The organism is Anaerohalosphaera lusitana, assembly GCF_002007645.1.
Lineage (GTDB): Bacteria > Planctomycetota > Phycisphaerae > Sedimentisphaerales > Anaerohalosphaeraceae > Anaerohalosphaera > Anaerohalosphaera lusitana.
This window is the reverse complement of the sequence record NZ_CP019791.1, coordinates 761005-787562: the sequence shown is the minus strand read 5'-3', so window position 1 is coordinate 787562 and position 26558 is coordinate 761005. Positions and strand designations below refer to the sequence as shown.

The following is a 26558-nucleotide window of genomic DNA, read 5'->3' as shown; positions in this document are numbered from 1 at the left end:
TTCGGCAGCTTTTCATATAAACTTCAGGTTTACGCCATTAAGGGGTAACTTTACATAATGAGCAGTAACGAAAAACAAAAGGGCCAGAAGCACAAAAAGAGCATGCTGGTTCGCTTCGGCAAGATGGGCTATGTGGGCTGGTTCGAGCATGGCGAGACGAACATAAGCAATCAGCGTGATCAGGTAGTGATCAAGACCCACCGCGGGCTTGAGCTTGGGAGCATCATTAATCCGCACTGCCATAAGCACGGACAGTTCAGATGCTCCAAGGAAGAAGTAAATCAGTATTATGAAGGTGCTTCCAAGGATTATCCGATGACGCGGGGCGGGACCTTCGTTCGCTACGCCACGCAGGAAGACATAATGGAAGCTCGCCACCTGGATTCGTCCGCGCAGAAAGAGCTGAAGACCTGCCAGGAGTTCGCCAAAGAGATGGGGCTGCCGATGAAGCTCGTCGATGCGGAACACTTGCTCGGCGGTGAGCGGATCGTGCTTTATTTTACGAGTGACACGCGGATCGATTTCCGTGAGCTGGTCAAGAGGCTTGCACGCGAATACCAGACACGGATCGAGCTGCGGCAGATCGGCGCACGTGACGAGGCGAGGCTGATCAGCGATTATGAAACGTGCGGTCAGGAATGCTGCTGTCGGAGGTTCTTGAAGATTCTTGCGCCGGTCAATATGCGGATGGCGAAGCTGCAGAAGGCGACGCTGGACCCGTCGAAGATATCGGGGCATTGCGGGAGGCTCAAATGCTGCCTGCGGTATGAGCACGACACGTATAAGGATCTCAAGAAACGTTTGCCCAAACGCGGTACGATCGTGAAGACCGAGGCCGGCGAGGGCAGGGTTGTCGACACGAGCATTCTGACGCAGTTGGTTGTCGTGCAGTATCCGAATTCGAATCGCGAGGCTGTGCCGGTTGACGAGATAGAGATAGTCGGCAAGCCCGGAAGCAGGGACAAGGGCCAGGCCAAGGACGGTAAACAGGATGAGGGCAGAGATCAGAAGCAGGCCGGCGACAAGGGTAAAGAGACTGAGGCGCGTGATACGCGTTCGGAGAAGCAGCAGCAGAAACCGAAGAGCAAGCGTCGCAGAAGGCGGAAGAGGAAGGATAACAGGAATACTGACCGCAATGAGAGTTCGCAGAGCAACAGCTCCGGCGACCGACCTGATAACTCGCAGGCTAAAGACAGCGTATAAATCGACAACAAATCTAGCAGGAAAATTCAATGTCACGTAAAATTGTTGTAACTTCGGCACTTCCGTATGCAAACGGAGCGATCCATATCGGCCATCTGGTCGAGTATCTGCAGACGGATATATGGGTTCGCTTTCAGAAACTCAACGGCAACGAATGTCACTATTTCTGTGCGGACGATACGCACGGCACGCCGATCATGATCCGGGCTCGCAGCGAGGGCATTACGCCTGAGCAGTTGATCGAGCGGGTGCATGACGAGCATGTTCGGGACTTTGAAGGTTTCGGCATAGAGTTCGACAACTACTATTCGACGCATTCCGATGAGAACCGCGTATTCAGTGAGATGCTGTATAACCGCGCGGTCGAGGCTGGAGCGATAACCAGGCGTGACATCGAGCAGGCCTATTGTGAGAAGTGCGATATGTGGCTGCCGGATCGTTATATTCGCGGTACGTGTCCACGGTGCAAGGCCGAGGATCAGTACGGCGATTCGTGCGACGAGTGCGGCGGAACGCATCAGCCTACGGAGCTGATCGAGCCGAAATGTGCGAACTGCGGAGCGGAGCCGGTACGTAAGAAGAGTGCGCATTATTTCTTCAAGCTTGCTGAGTTCAAGGAGCCGTTGACGGAACTGATCAAGGGCGGATATGTGCAGCAGTCCGTGATGAACAAGCTCGATGAGTGGTTCAAGACGGGGCTGCGTGATTGGGACATTTCGCGTGATGGGCCCTACTTCGGTTTTAAGATACCGGGCGAGGACAACAAATTTTTCTATGTCTGGCTGGATGCGCCGATCGGGTATATGGCATCGTGCAAGAATTACTGCGACAAGCACGGACTGGATTTTGACAAGATGTGGAACAGCGGCGAGTATGAGCTGTATCACTTTATCGGCAAGGACATCACGTATTTTCACGCGTTGTTCTGGCCGGCGTTGCTGATGGCGGGCAAGATGAGGACGCCTGACAAGCTGTTCATTCACGGCTTTTTGACGGTCAACGGCCAGAAGATGAGCAAGAGCAAGGGCACGTTCATCAAGGCGGAGACGTATCTGAACCACCTCGATCCTGAGTATTTGCGTTATTATTACGCAACCAAGCTCACCGGCGGCGTGGAGGATATGGACCTGAACTTTGACGACTTCATCGCGAGGGTCAATTCGGAACTCGTCGGGAAGATGGCGAACCTGGCGAGTCGTTCGGGGCCGATGCTTACCAAGAAGCTCGACGGCAGGCTCGGTGAGCTGGACGGCGAAGGCAGGGAACTGATCGACAAACTGATCGCGGCGAAGCAGGAGATCGTGGGAAGTTACGATTCGCTGAATTATGCTGCCGCTGTCAGGCGTATCGCAGCACTGGCGGATGAAGCGAACCGCTTCGTCGAGAACAAACAGCCGTGGGTGACGATCAAGACCGATCCGGAGCAGACGCGGACGAATCTGACCGCGATACTGAATGCGGTACGCATTTTGACGACGTATCTCAAGCCCGTGCTTCCGAGCTATGCGGCGAAGATCGAGGACTTTTTGGACGTGGAGGACCTGAAGCTCGCGGACGTTGAGAACGTGCTCGAAAACAAAACGATCAACAAATTCAAACGACTTGTAGAGAGAATAGAAAAGGAAAAGGTTGAAGCAATGGTAGAAGAAAGCAAGGAAGAATTCGCACAGGAAGAGACCACCGAAGAAGAACCGCAACTCGACGAACCGATCGAGGCTGAATGCACCATCGAAGATGTGATGAAGGTCGACCTGCGGGTTGCGAAAGTCGAAGAGGCTTCGCACGTCGAAGGTGCCAACAAGCTGCTGCAGCTCAAGCTCGATATCGGCGGCGTGAAGAAGAACGTATTCGCGGGCATCGCCAAGGCGTATGAGCCGGAACAGCTTGTGGGTCGTAAGGTTATCTGTGTGGCAAACCTGAAACCGCGTAAGATGCGTTTCGGCGTATCGGAGGGAATGATACTGGCAGCGGGTCCGGGCGGAAAAGACGTGTTCATGCTCGGGATCGACGACGGAGCAGAACCGGGCCAGCGGGTCCACTAGAAATATATTTGTTTGCACACCGGCTCAGGTCACCATGCCTGTGCCGGTTTTCTTTGTAAACGCCATGAAAAAAACCATTCAGCAAATCGCAAGAGAAGACGGCAGGTACGATCCCAAGGCCCTGGAGTTCATATATGAGGGTCTCGGCCAGACCGTCGCTAATTTGAAGAAGGACCAGTTGCCCGAAACCGAGTCGCGGCATATTACGGGTCAGGAGCTGGCGTGGGGTCTGGGTGACCTCGCTCAGCAGAGATGGGGCAGGCTCGCCAAGCTGGTGCTGAATCAGTGGGGGCTGCATACGACCAGGGATTTCGGCGAGATCGTGTATCTGATGATCGGTCATAACTGGATGAGTGCGCAGGAAGAGGACCGCATCGAGGATTTTGACGATGTGTTCGATTTTGAGCGGGTCTTCGAAAAAGAGTTCCGGTTTGAACCTCAATAGCGGGCTCAAGCCATGATATCCCTCCTTCTGAAGATACTCAGCTCGGTCGCTGTTGCTATGATCCTCAAGCTGCAGGCGCAGCGCCGCGGCAGCAGGACAATACTTATCGCATCCAACTACATCGTCGCCAGCCTGATCAATTTCGTACTCTGGCAGATAAAGGGTTTCGAGCCTCTGTCACTTTCGGCAACCAGCCTTGCAGCGATTACGGGCGTTTCCTATTTCGTCGCTTTTACGCTGATGATCTCCTCGATAGCATCGGTGGGTGCGGCATTGACCGTCGCGGTCAGCCGTCTCGCTATCATCCTGCCGATGGTAACGAGCATATTCTTTTACCGGGAGATACCGACAGCTATTCAGATCGCGGGTATAACGCTGGCTGCGGTGGCGATGTATTTTTTCAGCCAGGCAAGACCCTCAAACGGATCGGCGAGCAAGTATGTGACTCTGCGGGAGGGCACGATACTGACGCTGCTGTTCGTGTGCATGGGAATAAACGCGGTCAGCTTCAAGATCTTCAAAGAGAATTTCGGCGACTTTCAGATGGAAGGGTTTATAACGATTCTCTTTGCGGTGGCGGCTGTGTTCGCGTGGACGTATGCACTGGCGAAAAAGGAAGAGTTCCGCTTGAGCGATATCGGCCTGGGTCTGACGCTGGGCATCCCCAACGGGCTGAGCAGTCTGTTTTTGATGCTCGCACTTCTGTCACTGCCCGGCATCGTGGTGTTTCCCGTCAATCACGCGGGCGTGATAAGTCTGTCCGCGGTCGCGGCAATCCTTATCTTCCGCGAAAAGATCTGCAGGTCTACGCTGATCGGCATACTGGTCGCAATCGCGGCGATAGTGCTGATGACGTTCCAGCCGAAACAGCAAAACGCGGAGCCGCCTGCCGAACCAGCACCAGCTTCTACGCCAGACACTCCAGTATCAGATCCTTATAATGATCCTTCGCCCGTTCGAGCTGATCGAGTTCGACGTATTCGTCCGGTTTATGACATGCACTGGGTTCGCCCGGCCCGAATATCACCACCGGCACACCGAGCTCGGCAAGCCACGGTCCGTCCGTGGTATAACTGACGATGCCGGGCTTCTTGCCTTCGGTCGCCCTTCTTAAACTCTTGACGAATTCACAGTTGCTGTCGGTAAGCAGCGCCTCGACAGACTTGATCACCTCGATATCCGCATCGAAGTCCGCGTGCTCGACACCGATCTTGCGGACCATCTGCTGGAAATGTTCGATGAGTCCTTCCTGGCTTTGCTGGGGCAAAGTGCGAATATCGATCTTGAGCGAACATGCGTCGGGCACGACGTTGGTCGCCTTGCCGCCGTGTATTTCGTTGATGCTCAGCGTGGACCTGCCGAGCATCGGGTCCTCATCGGCGGGCAGTTCATAGCCGTTGAGCTTGTTGAGCAGCGGCAGCATTCGCGTGATCGCATTGACGCCCAGCTCGGGCATCGAGCCGTGGGCGGTTTTGCCGTGGGTGCGAAATTCCAGCCAGAGTATGCCGCGATGACCGGTGACGATTTCCAGGCCGGTCGGTTCGGGCACGACTATGCCCTGCAAGCGTGACAGATGCGGAGTGCGCTTTTCGATGAAACGCTTGATGCCGTAACTGCCGGTCTCTTCGTCAGCAGTCGCGGTGAAGATGACGTCGCCTGCCAGCTCAGTGTCTTCATTTTTGATCTCAGCGATCGCCGCCGCCACTGCCGCCAGTCCGGATTTCATGTCCGCGGTTCCGCGTCCATACATCTTGCCTTCGACCTCCGCCGGCTCGAACGGCGGGTGCGACCAGACAGCATCGCCTGGCGGGACCACGTCCAGATGTCCGGCGAACAGAAGGCCGGGCCGATCTCCGTTGGAACCGAGATGAGCGGTAAAGTTCGCCCGGCAGGTGTCCCAGCAGTCGACGTCGCAGTCGATCCCTAACGGCTCTAGATAGTCCCGCAGCACCTTCGCGGCCCTGAGTTCGCCTATATCGGCGGTGGATCTGGCCATGACAAGTTGTTTGAGCAATGTTTTCACGATTACACCTTACTTCGCAGCTTTGGCGGTGGCAACCTTATAAACCCAGAATGCTATTCCGAGCAGCAGAACGGTTCCAGTAACAGGGCTCCACAAGTAGTCAACAAACGGCAGATCCTTTTTGCCCTTGAGCATCACGATCGGGATCGCCAAAAATATACCCATAAGTGCTTCGCCTGTTATCAGACCCGAAGCCATGAGCAGTCCGTTCCTGGCAGAGATACCAACCTGTTCTTTAGTGCTCTTTCTTTTGCGATGCCAGGTTTTGACTGCCTTGCTTACGATCCCGCCAAGCAAAATAGGTACAGATAAATACAAAGGCAGATAAAAACCAATCGCCACTGCCAGAACAGGCATGCGGAAATCACTCTTGAGCTTAGCCAGATACAGATCACAAAGAATGATCCCAACGGCGATCACCATTCCCGCGAACAGGAAATTCCACGGAAGACCGCCCTCGAAAACGCCCTTGGCAACTGAGGCCATTACGTTTGCCTGAGGAGCAGCTAATCCTTCTACGCCGGCCGGCAGATCGGGCTGACCGGCAAAACCATATGCATTCTGCAGCAGTATAAGTACCGGAGCGATCACAAGCGCCGAAGACACAACGCCTACCATCTGCATAACCTGCTGCTTCCAGGGTGTTGCACCGACAATTCGACCCGCCTTGAGGTCCTGCATATTGTCACCCGCGATCGCAGCCGCACATGCAACAACTGCACCGATGATAACGGCCGCAGGCGGGCCCTTCTCAGCGGATTTGCCCATAAGTAAAAGCAACAGCAAAGATGAGATCAGTACAGTAGCGATCGTCACACCCGAGATAGGATTACTTGACGAGCCTACCAGGCCAGCCATATAACCCGCCACAGCAGAAAATACAAATCCGCATCCAATCATTACGAGCGCCATCGGCAGCGAAACCGAGACATCGTCAACGAAAACCTGATAAACGAGAAACAGCGGTACTATCGAGCACATGATCATCATCAGTACTATTTTCATTGGCATGTCTTTTTCCTGGCGGTCCATTTCCTGGGTTTTGCCGCCGTCACTTCTATATGCTTTCAGACCGCTCATGATACCGGTTACCAGAGTATTGCGCATTTGGATCACTGCCCAGAGACCACCGACTACCATTGCACCAACGCCCAGATAACGGGTCTTAGTCTCCCATATAGCATTAGCTGCTTTCGCCGCGTTCATAGCCGTTCCATCGGCGTGGACGGGCCAGTCCACAAAGCCGAGATAAGCAGGTATTGCGATGAACCAGTTTGCCGCACCGCCAAGGAAAATAAGAATCGCAATATTTAGACCGACAATAAAGCCCACCGAAAACAGGGCTGGACTCAAACTCGAACTTAAATAGGCCACAGAACCGCCGATCCTTCTTGCCACTTCGAACTTGGCACCCCAGAGCCCTAAAAAATCGGCTCCCAGCTTAAAGATGCCTCCGGCACAGGCAGTCTGAACAAGGTGCTTGATGCCGTGGCCCTTCTGACCGGTCTCGAGTACTTCAGCAGTAGCGATACCTTCCGGAAACTTTAGATCAGCCTCGACGATCAGTGAGCGACGCAATGGGATGGTGAAAAGCACACCCAAAATGCCGCCGAACCCTGCAATTATCGTTACCCATATAAAACTGAAATCCTCCCAGAAGCCCATAATAATTAGGGCTGGCAGGGTGAAAATGACACCTGCAACCAGGGATTCGCCTGCTGAGGCCGCTGTCTGGACGATGTTGTTTTCCAGTATGTTGCTCTTTTTGAACAGACGAAGTATGCCCATCGACATCACCGCTGCGGGGATCGACGCCGAAACGGTCATACCCGCGAACAGTCCCAGGTATGCGTTCGCCGAGGCGAGAACGACTGAAAGAAGCACACCGAGAACAATTGCTTTGATCGTAAGTTCCGCTAAGCCCTTGTTATTGTCCACCTTAATTCCCTTCCGAAATTGGTTCGATCAACTCACACACTCTCCGATGAGACCCAAGTGGGCCGGAAAGCAACATCATGGCATGCGATTATAGTGGCATAAACTCAGATTTCAAACTATTCCCTGCGCTGCTGGATGGGACGGTAACGAAAAACAAAAGGATTTTTGTTGAAGAACGCCTCCTTTTAAACATAATAGGAAACTGATAATTTAGTCGGGTGTAAAAAGTAAATAAAGGAGCTTTAATGGGACCAGTACTTCAAGGGTTGATGGCACTGCAGAGTGTGGAAAATCGCCTTCGCGCCGTAAAATCCAAATTGACCAGGTGCAGAAGACGCGTCATCTTCCAGGAAAACAAGCTCAGGGCGCTTAAGAGCGAACTGGCTGCCAAAAAGGAAGAGATCAAAATGACCCAGGTCCAGGCCGACAGGCTGGAGCTCGAGATGAAGCACCGCGATGACCATATCGCCAAGTACCGCGCGGCCCTCAACACCGCAAAGACCAACAAAGAGTACGCGTCTATCCTAACCGAACTGAACACTTCCAAGGCTGACAATTCCAAGATCGAGGCGCAGGTTCTGGAGCTGATGGGAAATATCGACACGGACAAAGCGGCGTGCGAGGAAATACAGCAGCAGATCGAGGAGCAGAAGGAAGTCGTCGATAACATGCGGAAGGAGTCTGAGGCGGAGGCTTCCAAGTACGAAGAGCAGATCGAAGAGATCCAGAAGGAGTGGGACGAAGCCGCTAAGGACATCGCGCCGAACGCTCTGGAGATATTCAAGCGCGTGGCGGAAACTTATGACGGCGAAGCGATCGCGGAAGTAGAAGATCAGGGCGACAAAAGCACTTCATTCAACTGCAGCGGCTGTTATATGCGGATCCCGGCGGAGGTGGTCAATCAGTTGATGACCAAAGATGAGATCATCCGGTGTTCGAACTGCACCCGTATCCTCGTGTATCATTCCTGATAAGATTATTTCCGTAGACAGATCCAGCCCCTGCTGCAGTCAATAGTTTGCAGGGATGCTAAACCGGGGAGATTTCCAATTGTCTAACCAGATCACCATATACACCGACGGCGGGAGCCGGGGCAATCCGGGCCCGGGCGGCAGCGGTTATGCACTTTATGACAGTGAGGGCAATCTGATCCTCGGCCGAGGTGTCTACCTGGGCAAGACCACGAATAATGTTGCCGAATACACCGGCATGCTCGAAGCACTTCGCACGGCAAGCGAAATGAATTTCGAGAACGTGCAGGTCTTCACCGACAGCGAGCTTATGACCAAGCAGCTCAACGGCATTTACAAGGTAAAGAGCCCGAACCTCAAGAGCATCTACAAGCAGTGCGTCGAGCTGCTGGACAGTTTTGCGAGCTGGGAAGTTTCGCACGTCTATCGCGAGAACAACAAAGAAGCCGATGCACTTGCGAATCAAGCGATGGACGCAAGGGCTGACGTGGAGATCGAAGGCGATGTGCCCGCTGAGCCCAAAGGCAAAAAGCTCCGCCTGGGGGTGCTGATCAGCGGGGGCGGTCGGACGATGGAAAATATTGATAAGCAGATAAAAGCTGGCAAGCTCAATGCCGAGATTGCTGTGGCGGTTTGCTCGCGTGCAAAGATCAAAGGCGTCGAGCTGACCAGGAAGCTCGGCCATAAGCTGGAGATCGTACGCAAGAAAGATTTGCCCGATCTGGACGCATTCAGCGATCGGCTGGTCGAGATAATGGACGAGAATCGAGTCGATCTGATCGTCCAGGCTGGCTGGCTGTGCCTGTGGAAGATACCAGATAAGTATGACAGCCGGGTGATGAATATTCATCCTTCGCTGCTGCCGAGCTTCGGCGGCAAGGGGATGTGGGGCAACCACGTTCATCAGGCAGTGCTGGATCGCGGGTGCAAGGTGAGCGGGTGTACGGTGCACTTCTGCACGAACGAATACGACGAAGGGCCGATCGTCATTCAGCGGTGCTGCCCTGCGAAGCCTGATGACACACCGGAGAAGCTCGCGTCACGGGTGTTCGCGGAAGAATGCATCGCATACCCCGAAGCGATCCGGCTGTTCAGCGAAGATCGTCTGAGCATACGTGACGGCAAGGTGTTCATCGAAGAAGCCTCCGCCAGCCGGAAACCGAGGGGCCAGGCGAACCTGTTCTAATCCTTCACCCATCACAATTTACAAGCATTGAAAAAGGGCGATCGTTCGAGAACGACCGCCCTTTGTATTTGTGTGATCAGCGGGACTATTCTTCTTCGCCCTGCGAGTGAACCACTACGTCTTCATTGGTTGCGATGTCAGGATCGGACAGTCCCTCGAACTTGAGGTTGTCCTCGTCCTGAACGCTGATCTTGATCAGGCTCTTGCCCTTGAACTCGCCGCGGAGCATCGCTTCGCTGAGCGGATCCTCGATGTACCGCTCGATCGCTCGACGCAGTGGACGTGCACCGAATTCGGGGTTATAGCCCTTGTCGATCAGGAAGTCCTTAGCAGCATCGTCAAGGTCGAGGTGCAGGCCGTGCTCGATGAGACGACGCAGAACCTTGTTCAGCTCGTAGTCCACGATGGTGACAAGGTCGTCCCTTGTAAGACCCTGGAACACGATCCTGGCGTCGAGCCTGTTGATGAACTCGGGCCTGAAGAACTTTTCGATCTCTTTGTCGAGAAGCTGCTTCATTTTTTCGAAGTTCGCTTCCTCGGTACGCTTGCCGAAACCAAAACCGGACTGGTTCTTGATCAGGTCCGCACCGATATTACTTGTCATGATCAGGATGACGTTGCGGAAGTCGACCTGTCTGCCGAAGCTGTCGGTGAGTCGGCCTTCTTCCATGATCTGCAGCAGCATGTTGTAAACGTCGGTATGCGCCTTTTCGATCTCGTCGAGCAGCAGTACCGCGTATGGCCGTCTGCGGATGCGTTCGGTGAGCTGGCCGCCTTCTTCGTAACCGACGTATCCGGGAGGGGCACCGACCAGTCGGCTGACGTTGTGCTTCTCCATGTATTCACTCATGTCGATCTGGATCATTGCATCCGGATCGCCGAACATGAACTCAGCCAGCGCTCGCGCGAGCAGCGTCTTACCGACACCGCTGGGGCCGATAAACAGGAAGCTGCCCACCGGACGGTTCGGATCCTTCAGGCCGCTACGCGCCCTACGGATGGCCTTGGAAACCGTCTTGATCGCTTCGTCCTGAGATACGACTGTCTTATGCAGCTCTTTTTCGAGTTCGAGCAGACGCTGTGCTTCCTGCTTTTCGATACGGGTCAGGGGGACGCCGGTCATCTTGCTGACGACTTCAGCGATAACCTCTGTGTCCACTTCGCCGGCCTCTTCTTCATTCTTTTGTGCCCATTCGCGCTGTATGCGTTCTTTCTCTTCGGCGGCCTTTTGAGCCTCATCGCGCAGAGAAGCCGCACGTTCGTAATCAGCGTTGCGGACAGCGAGATCCTTTTCTTCCTGCAGTTCCTCGATCTTTGCCTCGATATCTGCAAGGTCCGGCGGCGGGGTCATGTTCTTGAGCCTGACACGTGCGCCTGCCTCGTCGATAACATCGATCGCTTTGTCAGGCAGACATCTGCCCGTGATATATCTCGTAGAAAGCTCGACAGCCTGCTGCAGAGCCTCATCGCTGAACTTGACCTTGTGGTGCTCCTGGTAGCGATCACGCAGACCCTTGAGGATCTCGACCGCTTCTTCCTTGTTGGGCGGTTCTACCGCGATCGTCTGGAATCTTCGCTCGAGGGCGGCATCTTTTTCGATGTGCTTGCGGTACTCATCGAACGTCGTCGCACCGATGCACTGAACCTCGCCGCGAGCCAGAGCGGGCTTTAGTACGTTGGAAGCATCGATAGCTCCCTCGGCACCGCCTGCACCGACCAGCGTGTGCAGCTCATCGATAAACAGTATCACGTTGCCCGCCCTGCGGACCTCGTTGATAACAGCCTTGATCCTTTCCTCGAACTGGCCGCGATACTTCGTACCGGCAACCATCATCGCGAGGTCGAGAACCACGAGGCGTTTTTCTTTCAATATCTCCGGCACTTCCTTGCTGACGACGCGCTGAGCAAGACCTTCAACGATCGCGGTCTTACCTACGCCGGCTTCGCCGAGCAGTACCGGGTTATTCTTCGTTCGCCGGCAGAGGATCTGAACGAGTCTCTCGATCTCGTTCTGCCTGCCGATAACCGGATCGAGCTCGCCCTCGGCAGCAAGCTCCGACAGGTCCCTGCCGAAACTGTCAAGCGCGGGCGTCTTGCTTTTCTGTTTCTGTGCGCCTTTCTGGCCCATTTTCATTCCCATATTCTGATAGCTCGTATCGACACCGGCTCCGAGCAGGTTCAAGACTTCCTGCCGGACGTTCTCGAGCTTGAGACCGAGGTTCATTAGTACCTGTGCAGCGATGCCCTCTGTTTCACGCAGCAAACCAAGCAGTATGTGCTCGGTTCCCACGTAATTATGGTTCAGTGCGCGGGCCTCTTCGATCGCGTACTCGATCACCTTCTTGGCACGGGGAGTCTGAGGCAGTTTGCCCATCGTAACCATATCCGGTCCGCTCTTTACGAGCTTTTCTATTTCCAGACGCAGCTTCTTGATGTCAACGTCAAGATTCTTAAGGACGTTGGCACCGACGCCGCTGCCTTCTTTTACCAGACCAAGAAGAATGTGCTCGGTTCCGATATATTCGTGATTGAACCGCTGAGCCTCCTGATTAGCTAACGCCATCACCTTCCTGGCACGGTCTGTAAAGCGTTCAAACATCTTGTTCCTCGTAATTTATGATCTGTTGTGTAATATCGCTTTGTGCTCTAACTTTGAATTCTAACCGCGTTCGGCACACTGTCAACTGTGACATCGCCAGCTTTGACTTTCTTATCCGAACTGGCCAATAATAATATGCTCTAACTCCGATTTTGTTCGTCCGCCTTTTGCCTGACTGCGTGGGCAATCAATTTCATACAAGTTCTATCGTCATAATGATTACTGAACTTTGGCAGATGTCAGTTAAATTAGGATTGCGCACAAAAAAAGCGAGGCCCGGAAAGGCCCCGCTGAATTGACAAAAACGCTGGAAGTTTTATGACTCGGAATTTTCGATTATTTTTTTCAGGTACTCATTTTCCCTTTTGGTCGCTTCAAGATCAAACAGCAAATACTTAACCCCGATTGTCAGATTATGAAGGGAATCCTGAACCGACTCTTTTGATCCCGCTAGATTCTTGGATCTGTGTGTGTTTCGAGCAAGAATTTCAGAGCATTTTCCCTGCTTTTTGGCAAAACTGCCCATTTCCGCAACCAATTCTCTAAGCTTCATGTCAAATACGTGCTTTTCCATTTTTGCCCCTTTCCAGGAATAAATAGGAAAAAATAAACAACAGATCCCAAGGCTTCCTGCGGAAACAGATCGTCTGCCTCAAACAAGAAAGATTCCTACTTAGGATTAACCCTGTTTTGCCGGGCCGTAATTAAGTACTCCGGCGACAAAATTTTGTTTGCAGAATTTTTCGCCAATACTTCCACGTCCCATATTCGAATACTAAAAACCTTGCCCTGACTGCAAAAACCACACGCAAAAGAATGCATAAAACACTCAAGAACAGCGATTCCGATGCACTTGATATCATGATCTAAACGACCACCTTGACTTTTAGGACAATTAGATATATCATATGGGAAAATGGTTTCTGATTGGGGCAGATTGGTATTTAATGATTTGCACTAGGCGTGCGAGCCTGTTCATTATTCTGGTGTGGTTGGTGTGTGCATCCGCGACGATTGCGGGTCTGGAAAACGGCAGTTTCGAACTAACGGCCGAACCCAACTCTGTACCCGACTTCTACCCTCCCCTATCCTGGGAGCATGAAAACTACGCAGCGGTAGTCGAAGAATTCATCCCAAATCCTAACCAGAGGAACGAGTCTGCGATCAACTGGCCCGATAAGTACTTTGAGGTCGGCCTCCAGCCCTTGGATGGCGAAAAATTCCTGCTTTTGTCCACAGGCGACGTTGAACCCGACGTAAGCCAGGCGAAAGTCTCTCAGCAAATAGAGGCCCTGCCCGGTCAGACACTCCAGGGCTGGTTCTTTTTCGGCACGTTCGATTTTGAGCCCTATTCCGACCAGGCTCATATAATCCTCAAAAAGGAGGGGGACCCAAATTACAGCACAGGCGTGCTTCTTGCAGGCCTGGACGTAAGCGAACTGCCCGAAGCTGAAGACTACGATACTACAGTCGACGTTGGCACCTACGGCTCGATGCAGGGCTGGCAGAGATTCAGTCATATTTTCACAGAAGAGACGGCCGGCAGCTACGAACTCGAAATCTCCGTCACAGACATACAGGACAAGTGGTACAGAAGCTATCTGGCCGTGGATGCGCTGCAGCTCTGTCAGGCGCCATTCGAGGGCGACCTCAATTTTGACTGCTATGTCGATCTGCAGGACTACGCGATCGTAGCCGACCAGTGGCTGTGCGACTGTACGGACCCCAATAATCTGCCCGACCCCAATGACTGCCCCTGGGAGATGACAGACGATGGAAGCATCATCGCCGACCTCGAAGGAGATATTGACGGCGACGACGTCGTAGATCCCAACGATTTGCAGATCATACAGGACAACTGGCTTTCAGGCGAAAAGCCAAAGACCACCGCTCCGTGAAGATCAAGGGATTGAAAACAGGTGACTTTGCTAAAACGCGCATAGAAAAAGGCGCGACGCATTCGGCCGCACCCTTATTTTTTCTGGATTAGACTTTTTTACCGCAATATCAGTCGTAAAATCCAACAAGCGATTGTGTTTTTATGATCGTTACCTGATCCGGGTATGCGTGGAACGCGTGAATATGCAGTTCCGTTTTGCGGGCCTCAAAATCTATGTAGCTGAACGGCTCGAGCCCTGAACTGCTCATTTCCGGGAACTTCACGAAGATGCCGCGGTTTTTTGCGAATCTTTCCAGATCGATATGGCTCTGCCTGTAAAGATTCGGGCTCATTTTCTCGACCTGGAAATCGGTCATGTAGCTGACGCCCTTGCTGAGCCTGCAGCGATGATTCTTCTGGCCGCGGAACTGGAACCTCTCAACCAGGCCCCTCTTGGGAAGCGGCTGGCCGGGCATGCTGATAAGCTCCGAAAGACACATACCCTTGTGATAAGCTGAAACTACGTGCGAACAACCAGTCGCCCAGATCTGGGCGTCGTAGTTCTCGGTCCTGATCTGGCGCTTAGAATAGATATTGAAAAGCTCCGGATGCAGAGACCGCTGATACAGTGAAAACGAAAGCTCGCTTATCTCAAGTTTGGTCTTCGGATTGTCCATAAGAAAAATCACCCCTGTTATCGAACCTGGCAGTGCGACTCGCACGACCTTTTGTATGTTATGGATTATACAAAAAAGGCCGAGGTGAATTCAAGCCTATTATCAGTACTGATAACCGCCTTTGGGTCGCTTATAGGACGAATATCTCACAAGTCAGGAACTGTCAAAGATTAACGGCTTGAAAAAAAAATTCAGCACCATCCAACCAACGGCGTCTTTTTAACTGTTGGGCGGATTGAATGCAAAAGTATTGAGCAGCGCAGCAATGATATCATAGAACGCATGCGAAGAAGCAACGATCGCAAACCCGCGAAATGCGAACACAGCCGCAAAATAGATGCCGGCCAGAAATCTGAAAGTAAACGTGGCGACCGTAAACGGGTCGTGTTTGCTGGTCGTGAATTCACCGTCGACAAAGAAGAAGTGGTGATGGATACTGAACAGAAACGCTGAGACAACGATCGCGATAAACAGCGAACTGCCCTTGCCCAGTCCTATAAAATCCTGCAGAACTATCATGATGATGCTGATCAGTATCAAGCGAAAGATCAGCTCTTCATATATTCCCGCACCGATGCCGGTAATTATCTGGCTCATCAGCGGGCTAAGGAGAAAGCCCCCTTCACCCGCCTGGGCACTTATCTCAGCCAGGAAACCACCTGCCGCCTGGCCTATGGGATATGCGTTGACCAGCAGACTGAGCACCAGAAGCGGCACCGCAAGTACGATACATTCCAGCGTCATGGGGATAAAATCGAAAAGATTGACGTACCAACTGCTTTTGGACGTTATCTGCAGCACGAGCAGTATTATTATCACCGCTGCCGGGGCCGCTATCCACGTCATGCGGTGCGAAAACCCCAGATACTCCAGTATATTCTGTATCCAAACGAACGACACGACCCGAACGTGCCACTGGCTCAGCGTCTTGTCCAGGATCGCCGGGTTCATCATTATCGTGCCGAATTCATAGAACACTATGAACCCCAGCAGATATACCAGTGCATACACAGGACGGCTGGTTCGGTCCAGATATGAGTCGGGAACGAACTCAAGGAGTTGACCCGAAACAGCTTTGTTATTATCCTTGCCGTTAGCCATATGACCTAACAAATAAGTATTTGACGCCCGCTTGTAAAGTAAAATCGGCACACATAGCGGCGCAGATCCGGAGATTTCTCAATGAATTACGAAAAACTGATGGAGGTTTTCAACCTCATGCACGACCGCTACGGCCCGCAGAAATGGTGGCCCGGCGATAGCGAATACGAAGTCGCGGTCGGTGCGATCCTCACCCAAAACACTAACTGGCGAAATGTCGAATCAGCACTGGAGAACCTGAAAAACGCCAATTCGCTTGATCCTTTCACCATAGACGAAATGCCCGCTGAACAGCTTGCGACGCTGATCCGGCCCGCAGGCTATTACAACGTGAAGGCCAAGAGGCTCAAGAACTTCAACCACTGGCTGATAACCGAACACGACGGACAGATCGAGCAGTTGAACAATAAAAGTATCGACACACTTCGGGAAGAATTGCTGTCAGTCAACGGGATTGGCAGGGAAACCGCCGATTCGATCATACTCTACGCGGTCAAAAAGCCCACATTCGTCGTCGACGCGTATACCTGCCGAATTATGCTGAGGCATCAGTTTATCGACCCGTATGCCGATTATGAGCAGGTGAAGGATTTTTTCGAGTCGTGCCTGCCCGCCGATGTCGAGCTGTTTAATGAGTATCACGCCCTGCTGGTTCAGGTGGGCAAAAATCACTGCAAGCCCAAGGCGAAATGTGCGGGCTGCCCGCTCGAATCACTGCCTCACGAGCTGGATCCGATGTTCTAACCGGACGGCTGCTCAGTAACCAGGCACTTGTTTTGTCGGCCGGCTCCGAAGCGATCAGCCATCGCTCTTTTGCTGCTGATCAACCTTGCCGCTGTCATCCTTTTCTGGAGGACCAGCCTTTTGGGTTGATGCCTGTTTATCAGTCTCCTGCTCGTTCTTGTCCTCGCCTGGTTCTGCTTTGCGGTCCTGCTTTTTGCCGGCATCCGCTGAGTCACCGCCATTTTGAGCAGCTTCCAGCTCGGATCTTATCTTCTCCAGTCGCATGGCCGCGGCTTCGTATTCCTGCCTTACAGACTGCGATCTCTTTTCGGCTTCGGTGGCTTTGGTCCGGGCAGCCTCTATCTGCTTTTGCAGCTCGCTGGTCTTTGACTGGCTCTGTTCGGTCTTTTTCTGCTCCGCCTGGAGCTTGGCCTCGGCCTCTGCTTTTGCTTTTTCAAGCTCCTGCCGTGCCTTTTCTGCCTCTGTGGCAGCCTCTTCGAATCGCTTTCGCTCAGCCTCTAACTGCTCATTGGCCTGCCTGAGTTCCCGCTTGAGCCATTCGGATTTGCGCTGTGCGTGGCCTCTTTCGACCTCGGCCTTGACCCTGCCGACCTCGTTTTCAGCGGCTTCACCCTCGACCAGCTCTGTATACCCCTTATTACCGAACGGGTCCTTCAGTGACTCGATCAGCGTGTCGGGCTGGACCATCTCGTGCTTCTTGCGGATCTCGGCTATAACTTCGTCGTTCGGCCTGCCGCCGGTAGAAATTGTAGGCGTAATAATAAAGAGAACTTCTTTGCCGCGTTCCTCAAAATCCTTACTGCTGAACAGAATGCCCAAAATCGGGATGTCTTTAAGGAAGGGCACACCGCGGACCACCGAACGCTTTTCGGTCTTGCGTATGCCGCCTATCACAAGGCTCTCGCCCTGACGTATCCGGTTCTCTTCTACACGAATCTCACGTTTTGTGACGATAGGTACCTGTTTAACACCCTCGGGAGTCGACTTCGAACCGAGCAGTACCCGCGTTTTCAATCCGATATAGCCGTCCGCAAAGACATGCGGAGTGATCTCCAGCGAATCGATAATATCTACGTAACGCGTCGACTTGGTTATTGCATCGGTGCCAGGTGAGACGTAAGATATTTCATCCAAAGGTACATGCTCAGATGTCTCTATCCGGGCCGTTTCACCATTGACAACCTCAAGTTGCGGATTCATCAGTATCTTGAGGTAGCCGCGTGAGGCAAGAAGGTCAACCAGCGCCCTGAATCTGTGTCCTGGCTGATTTATCTGTCTTTCAAAGCCCGCTTTGAGACCAAAAGAGGATCTCGCTACGTCACGCAAGGCAGCACCGGGAAAAGCCGGCTGCAATTCGCCGTCGACTACTTTTCCGCCCAGTGCAATTCCTTCGCCGAAAAGGTTTTCTATCTGCAGCGTCGTTTCCCAGTCCATCGTATGGTCCGCATAGACCTCGCTGACCATGCAGTCGATCTTGACCTGGATGGGCGGAACATCGGTTTTCTTCAGGAACGTAAGAAGCTGCTCGGCATGCTTTCGCGTCGGACAGCGAACCACGAGCTGATTTGTCGCTGGGTTCGAGGTGACGCGGTAGTCCGGCACCGGATAGGTCTTGCCCTTGCTGTTGCGGAACTGCTTCATGAACTGATTGTCTATCATTTTAGACAGACTTTGCGGGCTCTGATATTTGCAGAAATAGAAGACTTTCGCATCTGTCTCTTCCCCCGCTTTGCCTTCGATGATCCGAGGAGGTTTCTTGTAAGCTTCAGGAACGGGATACTCGATATCAGGCTTAGGCTTGATCTCGCTTAGTATTTCAAGAATGTTCTCGGACTCCATTTCCGTGGGCTTTTCAGCAAAGAAATCACCGCAACCCGTCAGCATCAGCCCCATAAAAGACACTAAAGCCAGACAAGCTGCACGGACAAGGCTTGAGGTCGCATATTGTGAATTGTAATGTTTTGACAAATTCATCACTTGATCAAACTATTCCTTCTTTGCCTGTTTACCTGGATCTGTCTTTTCGCTTCCGCCGTCCTCGGCTTTGGCTTTTTCGTCTGTATTGCTCTTATCGGAACTATCTGACGGGTCGGCCTGTTTTTCGGGTGCGCCCTGATCCTTATCAGAATCCTGCTCCCTAACTTCGGCCAGCTCCTGCTCGAGCTGCGACATTTTTTCCGAAGTGGATTTCACTTTTTCCTGAGCCTTGGCCGCCTGCTGTCGTGCCTGTTCCATTTGCTTCTGCAGCTCGGTCGCCTCTTTCTGCAGTTTAACGCCCTTTTCCTGTTCCTGCTGGAGTTGCTGAACCGAAGCTGCTTCGACCTCTTCATAGGCCTGGCGAGCGGCTTTGACTCTTTGCTCAGCCTCTCTGGCCCGGCGGCGTTCAATCTGGAGCTGCTCATTGATCCGCTTCAGTTCCCGGGCAAGCCACTGGGCACGCCGCTGTGCCTGACTTCGCTCCATCTCCGCCTTGACCTTGGCGACTTGCGATTCGCTGGCCTCTTCCTCAACCATCGTCGTATATTTCTTGCTGCCGAACGGGTCGGTTATCGTCTGAACAAGGCTGTCTTTCTTGACACTCTCATGCTCTTTGCGAAGCATCTTCACTATTTCCTCATTAGGTACCCCGCCAGAGGAAATTGTAGGCGTCAAAATGAACAGAACCTCTTTGCCCCGTTCTTCGAAGTCCTTACTGGAAAAAAGCACACCAATGATCGGAATGTCCTTCAGGAACGGAACACCCCTGACGACCGAGCGTTTTTCTGTTTTCTTTATACCGCCGATAACAAGGCTCTCACCCTGCCGGATGCGGTTTTCCTCAACACGAACCTCACGCTTTGTAACGATCGGTATCTGCTTGACGCCCTCGGGCGTAGCCTTGGATCCGATAATTGCTCGGGTTCTGATCCCTATAGAACCGTCGGCAAAGACCTGCGGAGTTATTTCCAGCGTATCAACTACATCAATATATTCGGTTCGCTTTGTGATGATATCGCTGTTGGGATTCACCCTGGCAATCTGGTCCAGCGGCACCTGTTCACTCGCGATTATAGTTGCCGTCTGTCCGTTTACGACTTCCAGCTCAGGATTCATCAAGATTTTCAGGTAGCCGCGGGAAGCCAGCATGTCCACCAATGCCCGGAAAACGTGTCCGGGCTCGTCGACCTGCCGCTCGATCCCCGCCTTGAGACCAAACAACGATCTTGCATTGTCTCGCAACGCGGCACCGGGAAACGCAACCGAGGCTCGATCTCCAATGCCGTCATTATTGGTGTCTATCCCCTCTCCATTGAGTGCAATACCCTCACCCAGAAGATTTTGAACCTGCAAACTGGTCTCCCAGTCCATCGTATTGTCCGCGTAGACCTCGGATATCAGGCAGTCGATCTTGACCTGGATCGGCGGGACGTCGGTTTCCTTCAAAAATTCCAGAACCTGCTCAGCGTCTGCGCGTGTGGGGCAGCGCACGACCAGTTGATTGGTCGCTTCGTTGGAAGTCACCTGATAATCCGGAAGAGGATATTCCTTACCCTTGCTGTTGCGGAAGCTTTTGAGGAACTGGTTGTCGATCATCTTCTGGAGCTTGTCCGGCGTGTGGTACTTGGTGAAATAGAACAGCTTTGCGTCTGTTTCGTCCTCGCTGACCACACTTTCAATGATCTCCGGGGGCTTTTTGTATTCATCCGGAACCGGGTTGTCCACATCAGGTATCTGCCGTACCTCGCTGAGCTCCCTGAGTATGTTCCTGGACTCGAGCTCGGTCGGTTTTTCGGCAAAAAAGTCCCCGCACCCGGACAGTGCTGTGCACAGAACAAGCGCAACCGCCAGTGCAGTGCCTTGCCCAAAATGCCCGGAGAATCTACCCACAATAGAATTGGAAGTTTTACCCATAGTCACGACATTTAACCTTATAGCTTTTACATCGGCAAATGTCAATTCATCTCTGCAATCTAAGACGGAGACTATCAGGTCCGATTGTCAAAAAAAACCGTCAATATGGAATATCTTACGGCCCGCAGTTCCAACAGCGGCCAAATGTGCCGAATTCGGATGAAATATAATTGCCCGGGTGGATTTGCGTATGATCGCGGCAGATATCAGCGCATAAAAAAAGACCTTTCGGCCTCACCTTACAATTATGACTGACTCACGCCAGTAGTATCAATTTTTCAGCTCGTCGCTTTGTTGCAGTCCCGCAATCGTGGGGTAAAATGTTGGCCACCGTTCAAGTACCGGCGGTGACTTGTTTGCGTATTCATAAACCGGTTTCAAAACAGAACTTAAGCGTGGATCTGGTAATACTGGCATTTTTACCCCCATTCAAAAACAGATAACAAAAACTCGTAATCCGTTTAACTTCTCGGCGGCCCGCGGCCCAACTCGACCACGTCGCCCTGTCCTGCATTTTCTCTTGGTACAACCATTTTCGTCTCCCGACTTCACTGTAAAGAATAACAGACAAAACAGTTTTATTCAAGAAATTATTAAGCATTTATTAAGACAAGTGCCGCTTTTAGCACATAAATGCAATTGCATACCTGATTGCACAACTATTATCGGACGAAATTACACAAAAATCTCAAAGCCATACTTTTTTTATCCGCCCTCCTGCCACTTTTTTACTATGTAGGCGAAACTCAGGCCGTATAATAACCCGGCGCAGAATGGAATGGAGACATCATGACCGGGAACGACATAAAAAGAGCAGCGGTGAAACTGACTGGCCGTATTCAGGGCGTTGGCTGCAGGCCTTTCATTTACCGTCTCGCGACAAAGTACGACCTCACCGGTACGGTACTGAACGACACCACGGGAGTGCGGATAGAAATCCAGGGCCCAGGCACAGCGGTAAAACTGTTTCTGGCAGACCTGCAGGACCCTGCCAAGCTGCCCCCGCTGATGAGTATAGCGAACCTCAAGCTGGAAAAACTCAGCCTGAAACCTGACGAAACCACCTTTACAATACTGAAAAGCGACTCTGCGGGCACACCGACGTCGCAGGTAACCGTCGACAGCGCGACCTGCGCAGACTGCCTCCGTGAACTCGAGGATCGGGACGACTTCAGATACCACTATCCGTTCATTAACTGCACCAATTGCGGCCCCCGTTACAGCATAATAAAGAGCATCCCATACGATCGACCCAACACCACCATGAACCAGTTCGAGATGTGCCCGGCCTGCCGAAAACAGTATGAGGATCCCACCGACCGCCGGTTCCACGCCCAGCCGGTCGCCTGCCCAGCCTGCGGGCCGCACATCTGGCTGACTGATGCTGAAAACAACGTCCTTACCGAGGGCACAGAAGGGACCATCGAGCGGACAGCGGCTATGCTTCGCGAAGGTAAGATACTGGCAATAAAGGGCTTAGGTGGCTTTCATCTAGCCTGCGATGCGACAAACGAGCAGGCGGTAAAAATGCTCCGCCGGCGAAAACAGCGCGAAGCCAAACCCTTCGCAATGATGGCAGCGGATCTGGAAACCATACAAAAATACGCAGAGATCGCTGCCGAAGCTCAGCAATTGCTAAATTCTCCCGAGAGCCCGATCGTTCTGCTGCCGCGAAAGGTGGACACCGACATCGCACCATCCATCGCGACCGGCACCAACACACTAGGCTTCATGCTGCCCTATACGCCGCTGCACCACATGCTTTTCGCCCAGCCAGGCATCGAGGTACTCGTGATAACCAGCGCGAACATCTCAGACGAGCCGCTGATCTGCGAAAACAAGGTGGCGCTGTCAAAACTGGGCGGGATCGCTGACGCTTTTCTAATGCACAACCGCGATATCTACCGCCAGGTCGATGACTCAGTCGTTCATCTCATCGGCCCCAACCCCGCAATGCTCCGCTGCTCGCGAGGCTATGCGCCTGCACCCTTCCCAGCCCCCACATCTCTTGAAAAGGACATATTCGCTGCCGGGGCGGACATGAAAAACACATTCTGTTTCGCAAAAGGCTCGCAGCTCATCCTCAGTGAACACGTGGGCGACCTCAAGGACGCACTCGTCTACAAACACTACCGCAAAAGCGTCAAACATCTCCAGCAGCTTTACGACGTGAAGCCGGAAATAATCGCCCACGACCTGCACCCAGGCTATTTCTCCACCCAATACGCTCTGTCAATGCTAGACGTGCAATGCATACCCGTCCAGCACCACTGGGCACATATCGCCTCGGTCCTCGCGGAATTCGGCCATCCAGGCGAAGTAATAGGCATAGTCGCTGACGGCACGGGCCTGGGAACCGACAATGCGATCTGGGGCGGTGAATGCCTGATCGCCTCGCTGACCGGCTTCAAAAGGTTCGGCCATCTCGAATACTTTCCCCTGCCGGGCGGCGATGCAGCGTCAAAAGAACCGATCCGCCCAATACTCGGCCTGCTTAGTCTGATCGATCCGATCGACCATATCCCAGAAAAGTATAATGACATCCTGACGCGCATCGAGCCGGACGAAGAAAAGATCTCGACCATCCTGACACAGATAGATTCCTCGTTAAACACAGTACCTACCTCCAGTACCGGCCGACTCTTCGACGCTGTCGCGGCCCTGGCGGGTCTTGGCAGCTACAACCGATTTGAGGCACAACTGCCGATGGCACTGGAAGCTGCGATCGACACACATAATCAGAAATACTATGATTTCAGCCTGAAGCAGGCCCCGAACGGAACCTTCCAGATCGATCTGCGTAAAACCATTGAAGAGATTGCATCGGACAGTGCCAAAATGGTAGAATGCCCTGAGATTGCTGCCAGGTTCCACAACTTCCTTGCTCAGGCCTGGCTCGAAATGGCACTAAAGGCCCGGGAAGAAACAGATATAAATACAGCAGCGTTGAGCGGCGGGGTATTTTGTAATCGTTATCTTGCAAACAGAACGATTACCTTGTTGAAAGATAACGGTTTTTCTGTATTATTTAAGAAGCGCATCCCGGCGAACGATGGAGGCATAGCCCTGGGCCAGGCAGCCATCGCAGCCGCTTTGCAGGAACAATGATCTTATAGGAATTAGTTTATGTGTTTAGCTGTACCTGCTCGAATCATCGAACTCGAAGACGACAAAGCCGTCGCAGACGCGATGGGAAACAAATGGAACGTCAGAACAACCCTCATCCCCGATCTGAAAGTAGGCGATTTCGTTCTCGTTCACGCCGGCTTCGCTATCTCGACTCTTGACGAAAAGGAAGCCCGCGAGACATGGGATCTCTTCAAAGAGATCGAAGAATTCGACGACAATTCAAATAGAGTTTCAGGTTGATTTTCTATGCTGCGAAGAATCCTTAAAGCCCAGAACCTAATGGACTGCGCCTGTCGCAAGCTCGGCAGGCAGCTCAATATAATGGAAGTCTGCGGAACACACACCGTCTCGATCTTTCGAAACGGCATCAGACCGACACTTCCCAAATCGCTAAAACTTCTCTCAGGACCGGGCTGCCCCGTCTGCGTGACTGACCAGGGCTACATCGATGTCACCGTCGAGCTTGCCAAACGCGATGACGTGATCCTCGCCACCTACGGCGATATGATCCGTGTGCCGGGCAAGAGCGGATCGCTCGAACAGCTCAACCGGTCCAACGTCAAGGTTGTCATGAGCAGCGACGAAGCCTTGAATCTCGCAAGAGAGAACAAAGACAAGACAGTTGTCTTCGTCGCGGTCGGATTCGAGACGACAACCCCGGCGACCGCTGTTGCAGTTGGGCAGGCGGCCGACGAGAACCTCGAAAACTTCACCGTCCTCAGCGGCCACAAACTCGTCATCCCTGCAATGAAGGCACTGCTCACCGACAAGAACAACAAGATCGACGCCTTCCTCTGCCCCGGCCATGTCAGCGTGATCATCGGCTCCGATGCTTACAAGACGGTCTTGGACGATTTCGACGTCCCGTGCGTCGTCGCAGGTTTCGAACCGATGCAGGTAATCGAAGGCATCGGCGAGATATGCCGTCAGATCTACAAGGACGACATCAAAGTCGAATCCATTTATCATGCCGCTGTCAAACCCGAGGGCAACCCCACCGCTCAGAAAATAATCGACCAGTACTTCGAAGCATTCGACGGTCCCTGGCGCGGACTGGGCAACATACCGGGCGGCACATTGCGACTAAAAGAAGAGTATGCACAATTCGACGCGTTCAAGCGTTTCGGCATCGACCAGGTGCCAACCGAAGAACTCAACGGATGTAAATGCGGGGAAGTACTGTGCGGCCTGATCGACCCGCCTCAGTGCCCCAAGTTCGAGAACACCTGCACACCGGATACACCCATCGGCCCCTGCATGGTCTCCAGCGAAGGAGCGTGCTCGGCATGGTACAAGTACGGCAGAAGAAGACGTAGAAGGAGAAAGCAAGCCTAAATGAGTATCGAACACACCGAAAAGATCCTGCTCGCACACGGCGGAGGCGGAAGACTTACAACCAGTCTGATCGAAAATGCCATACTGCCCAAATTTCAGAACCCCGAACTCGCACAATTGGCCGATTCGGCGGACATAAAGCTGGACGCATCCGAGGTCCTTTTCACCACGGACAGCTTCGTGGTTAAACCGTTGTTTTTCAACGGCGGCGACATAGGCAAGCTCGCGATCTGCGGAACGGTTAACGATCTGGCGGTCGCGGGAGCGAAGCCCGTAGCACTGAGCCTGTCGCTGATCATCGAAGAAGGCTTCGAATTCGACACGCTCGAAAAGATCCTCGCAAGTGCATCGCAGACAGCACGCCAGGCGGATGTGCCCATCGTAACGGGCGACACGAAGGTTGTCGAAAAGGGCGCGGCCGACGGCATTTTCATCAATACAGCAGGGATAGGCACCAAATACAAACAGACAAATCTGTCCTTCGACCGCATACTGCCCGGCGACAGGATCATCATCAACGGCAACATCGGCGATCACGGCATGACCATCATGTCGCAGCGCGAAGGCATAAAATTCAAGAGTCGGCTCAAAAGCGACTGCGCACCGCTGGCTGATCTGACCCGAACGATACTCGAAACCGGCGCGGACGTGAAATTCATGCGCGACCCCACGCGAGGTGGTGTAGCGGCGACCACAAACGAGGTCGCACAGTCCGCGGGCTGCAATATAGAACTTATCGAAACCGCCCTGCCGATCGATTCGTCTGTTCGCGCTGCAGCGGACATGCTAGGCTTCGACCTGCTCAACATCGCCAACGAAGGCAAGGTCGTCGTCATCGCAAGCGAAGCTTCCGCCGACAAGGTTGTGAATGCAATGCAGCAGCATCCGCTGGGTAAAGACGCCGCGATAATCGGCTCGATCGCGGACCGCGACGACGACCCCATCGTAGAATTGCTCACCACCATCGGCGGCAGAAGGATCGTTCAGATGCCCTACGGCCGAGAACTCCCGAGGATCTGCTGATGCACGAAACCGCCGTCGCAAAAAGCATCTTCGATTCCATCGTCGAACAGGCCAAACAGCACAACAAAAAGCCTGTCCGCGCGGTTGTATCGTGCGGACAGTTCAACGCGCTCAACGACGAGGTGCTGACATTCGCCTTCGAAACGATCGCACAGGACAGTGTATGCGAAGGCATGAAGCTCGAAGTTAAGCACATCCCGCTAAAGGCATCCTGCAAAAAATGCGGTACAACGTTCGACTTCGACATGTACTCGCCGCTCTGCCCCGAATGCGAAAGTGTCGAGTTCGACTTTTCCGAGGACGCACCCCTGCTGCTTGAAGAGATCGAACTTGCCGACGATGAAAATTCCGACTGACTTATAAAAACATAAC

At 52.9% G+C, this 26558-nt stretch carries 20 protein-coding genes; 12 read left to right on the top strand and 8 right to left on the bottom strand.

The features are described from left to right. The first annotated feature begins 57 nt into the window (after positions 1-57). From STSP2_RS03410 to STSP2_RS03400, 3 genes are all read left to right on the top strand, one after another. Positions 58-1203, top strand: a complete 1146-nt coding sequence (locus STSP2_RS03410) for a PSP1 domain-containing protein (protein ID WP_146659863.1) — start codon at positions 58-60, stop codon at positions 1201-1203. Between the two features lie 29 nt (positions 1204-1232). Continuing rightward, on the top strand, positions 1233-3245 hold the full coding sequence (metG, locus tag STSP2_RS03405) for a methionine--tRNA ligase (protein ID WP_146659861.1): 2013 nt from the start codon (positions 1233-1235) through the stop codon (positions 3243-3245). Between the two features lie 64 nt (positions 3246-3309). Next, positions 3310-3690: a Minf_1886 family protein gene (locus STSP2_RS03400; RefSeq protein WP_169852945.1), complete on the top strand. Its 381-nt coding sequence runs from the start codon at positions 3310-3312 to the stop codon at positions 3688-3690. 907 nt (positions 3691-4597) lie between these two features. Here the strand turns inward: STSP2_RS03400 and STSP2_RS03395 are convergent. Continuing rightward, positions 4598-5713 carry a M20 family metallopeptidase gene (locus STSP2_RS03395; protein ID WP_146659858.1) on the bottom strand — a complete coding sequence of 372 codons (1116 nt, stop codon included), beginning with the start codon at positions 5711-5713 and terminating at the stop codon, positions 4598-4600. A 9-nt stretch (positions 5714-5722) separates the two neighbouring features. Further along, entirely contained in the window at positions 5723-7651 is a 1929-nt protein-coding gene (locus STSP2_RS03390; RefSeq protein WP_146659856.1) for an OPT family oligopeptide transporter, read from the bottom strand. Positions 7652-7896: 245 nt separating this feature from the next. Here STSP2_RS03390 and STSP2_RS03385 point away from each other — a divergent pair, with 245 nt between their 5' ends. Further along, complete coding sequence (locus STSP2_RS03385; RefSeq protein ID WP_146659854.1) at positions 7897-8622, top strand: zinc ribbon domain-containing protein; 726 nt, start codon at positions 7897-7899, stop codon at positions 8620-8622. Positions 8623-8701: 79 nt separating this feature from the next. After that, a complete protein-coding gene (locus STSP2_RS17470; protein WP_205847987.1) occupies positions 8702-9808 on the top strand; it encodes a formyltransferase family protein in 1107 nt (368 codons plus the stop codon). A gap of 85 nt (positions 9809-9893) precedes the next feature. Here STSP2_RS17470 and STSP2_RS03375 read toward each other — a convergent pair whose 3' ends face one another. Together STSP2_RS03375 and STSP2_RS03370 are read right to left on the bottom strand one after the other, a co-directional pair. Beyond that, complete coding sequence (locus STSP2_RS03375; protein WP_146659853.1) at positions 9894-12407, bottom strand: ATP-dependent Clp protease ATP-binding subunit; 2514 nt, start codon at positions 12405-12407, stop codon at positions 9894-9896. Between the two features lie 316 nt (positions 12408-12723). Next, entirely contained in the window at positions 12724-12981 is a 258-nt protein-coding gene (locus STSP2_RS03370) for a hypothetical protein (protein ID WP_146659851.1), read from the bottom strand. A 373-nt stretch (positions 12982-13354) separates the two neighbouring features. On the opposite strand from STSP2_RS03370, the gene STSP2_RS03365 reads away from it, so the two are divergent. After that, the gene (locus tag STSP2_RS03365; protein ID WP_146659849.1) at positions 13355-14305 is read left to right on the top strand and encodes a hypothetical protein; all 951 of its coding nucleotides are present in this window, start codon (positions 13355-13357) and stop codon (positions 14303-14305) included. A gap of 109 nt (positions 14306-14414) precedes the next feature. Here the strand turns inward: STSP2_RS03365 and STSP2_RS03360 are convergent, their stop codons facing one another. Both STSP2_RS03360 and STSP2_RS03355 read right to left on the bottom strand, forming a co-directional pair. Further along, complete coding sequence (locus tag STSP2_RS03360; RefSeq protein WP_146659847.1) at positions 14415-14963, bottom strand: DUF2617 family protein; 549 nt, start codon at positions 14961-14963, stop codon at positions 14415-14417. Between the two features lie 219 nt (positions 14964-15182). After that, positions 15183-16064 carry a CPBP family intramembrane glutamic endopeptidase gene (locus STSP2_RS03355; RefSeq protein WP_146659845.1) on the bottom strand — a complete coding sequence of 294 codons (882 nt, stop codon included), beginning with the start codon at positions 16062-16064 and terminating at the stop codon, positions 15183-15185. Between the two features lie 81 nt (positions 16065-16145). Between STSP2_RS03355 and STSP2_RS03350 the strand changes: the two genes are divergently transcribed. Beyond that, positions 16146-16808: an endonuclease III domain-containing protein gene (locus STSP2_RS03350; protein ID WP_146659844.1), complete on the top strand. Its 663-nt coding sequence runs from the start codon at positions 16146-16148 to the stop codon at positions 16806-16808. Positions 16809-16862: 54 nt separating this feature from the next. On the opposite strand, the gene STSP2_RS03345 is transcribed toward STSP2_RS03350, so the two are convergent. Continuing rightward, complete coding sequence (locus STSP2_RS03345) at positions 16863-18701, bottom strand: type II secretion system protein GspD (RefSeq protein ID WP_169852944.1); 1839 nt, start codon at positions 18699-18701, stop codon at positions 16863-16865. 93 nt (positions 18702-18794) lie between these two features. Next, positions 18795-20699: a type II secretion system protein GspD gene (locus tag STSP2_RS03340; protein ID WP_146659840.1), complete on the bottom strand. Its 1905-nt coding sequence runs from the start codon at positions 20697-20699 to the stop codon at positions 18795-18797. A 789-nt stretch (positions 20700-21488) separates the two neighbouring features. Here STSP2_RS03340 and hypF point away from each other — a divergent pair. The 5 genes from hypF to STSP2_RS03315 are packed head-to-tail and all read left to right on the top strand — an operon-like array spanning position 21489 to position 26542. Continuing rightward, on the top strand, positions 21489-23807 hold the full coding sequence (gene hypF / locus STSP2_RS03335; protein ID WP_146659838.1) for a carbamoyltransferase HypF: 2319 nt from the start codon (positions 21489-21491) through the stop codon (positions 23805-23807). Positions 23808-23825: 18 nt separating this feature from the next. Then, entirely contained in the window at positions 23826-24068 is a 243-nt protein-coding gene (locus STSP2_RS03330) for a HypC/HybG/HupF family hydrogenase formation chaperone (RefSeq protein WP_146659836.1), read from the top strand. A 6-nt stretch (positions 24069-24074) separates the two neighbouring features. Continuing rightward, a complete protein-coding gene (gene hypD, locus STSP2_RS03325) occupies positions 24075-25163 on the top strand; it encodes a hydrogenase formation protein HypD (RefSeq protein WP_146659834.1) in 1089 nt (362 codons plus the stop codon). Further along, positions 25164-26186, top strand: a complete 1023-nt coding sequence (gene hypE, locus STSP2_RS03320; RefSeq protein WP_146659832.1) for a hydrogenase expression/formation protein HypE — start codon at positions 25164-25166, stop codon at positions 26184-26186. Then, positions 26186-26542: a hydrogenase maturation nickel metallochaperone HypA/HybF gene (locus STSP2_RS03315; protein ID WP_146659830.1), complete on the top strand. Its 357-nt coding sequence runs from the start codon at positions 26186-26188 to the stop codon at positions 26540-26542. The genes hypE and STSP2_RS03315 overlap by 1 nt, the downstream gene beginning before the upstream one ends. Positions 26543-26558 lie beyond the last annotated feature (16 nt).

Coding starts and splice junctions, on each gene's coding strand:
- STSP2_RS03345 (WP_169852944.1), bottom strand. CDS start 18,701: ATGGGGCTGATGCTGACGGGTTGCGGTGATTTCTTTGCTGAAAAGCCC.
- metG (WP_146659861.1), top strand. CDS start 1,233: ATGTCACGTAAAATTGTTGTAACTTCGGCACTTCCGTATGCAAACGGA.
- STSP2_RS03315 (WP_146659830.1), top strand. CDS start 26,186: ATGCACGAAACCGCCGTCGCAAAAAGCATCTTCGATTCCATCGTCGAA.
- STSP2_RS03375 (WP_146659853.1), bottom strand. CDS start 12,407: ATGTTTGAACGCTTTACAGACCGTGCCAGGAAGGTGATGGCGTTAGCT.
- hypF (WP_146659838.1), top strand. CDS start 21,489: ATGACCGGGAACGACATAAAAAGAGCAGCGGTGAAACTGACTGGCCGT.
- STSP2_RS03350 (WP_146659844.1), top strand. CDS start 16,146: ATGAATTACGAAAAACTGATGGAGGTTTTCAACCTCATGCACGACCGC.
- STSP2_RS03340 (WP_146659840.1), bottom strand. CDS start 20,699: ATGGGTAAAACTTCCAATTCTATTGTGGGTAGATTCTCCGGGCATTTT.
- STSP2_RS03360 (WP_146659847.1), bottom strand. CDS start 14,963: ATGGACAATCCGAAGACCAAACTTGAGATAAGCGAGCTTTCGTTTTCA.
- STSP2_RS03400 (WP_169852945.1), top strand. CDS start 3,310: ATGAAAAAAACCATTCAGCAAATCGCAAGAGAAGACGGCAGGTACGAT.
- STSP2_RS03355 (WP_146659845.1), bottom strand. CDS start 16,064: ATGGCTAACGGCAAGGATAATAACAAAGCTGTTTCGGGTCAACTCCTT.
- STSP2_RS03365 (WP_146659849.1), top strand. CDS start 13,355: ATGATTTGCACTAGGCGTGCGAGCCTGTTCATTATTCTGGTGTGGTTG.
- STSP2_RS03330 (WP_146659836.1), top strand. CDS start 23,826: ATGTGTTTAGCTGTACCTGCTCGAATCATCGAACTCGAAGACGACAAA.
- STSP2_RS03410 (WP_146659863.1), top strand. CDS start 58: ATGAGCAGTAACGAAAAACAAAAGGGCCAGAAGCACAAAAAGAGCATG.
- STSP2_RS03385 (WP_146659854.1), top strand. CDS start 7,897: ATGGGACCAGTACTTCAAGGGTTGATGGCACTGCAGAGTGTGGAAAAT.
- hypE (WP_146659832.1), top strand. CDS start 25,164: ATGAGTATCGAACACACCGAAAAGATCCTGCTCGCACACGGCGGAGGC.
- STSP2_RS03370 (WP_146659851.1), bottom strand. CDS start 12,981: ATGGAAAAGCACGTATTTGACATGAAGCTTAGAGAATTGGTTGCGGAA.
- hypD (WP_146659834.1), top strand. CDS start 24,075: ATGCTGCGAAGAATCCTTAAAGCCCAGAACCTAATGGACTGCGCCTGT.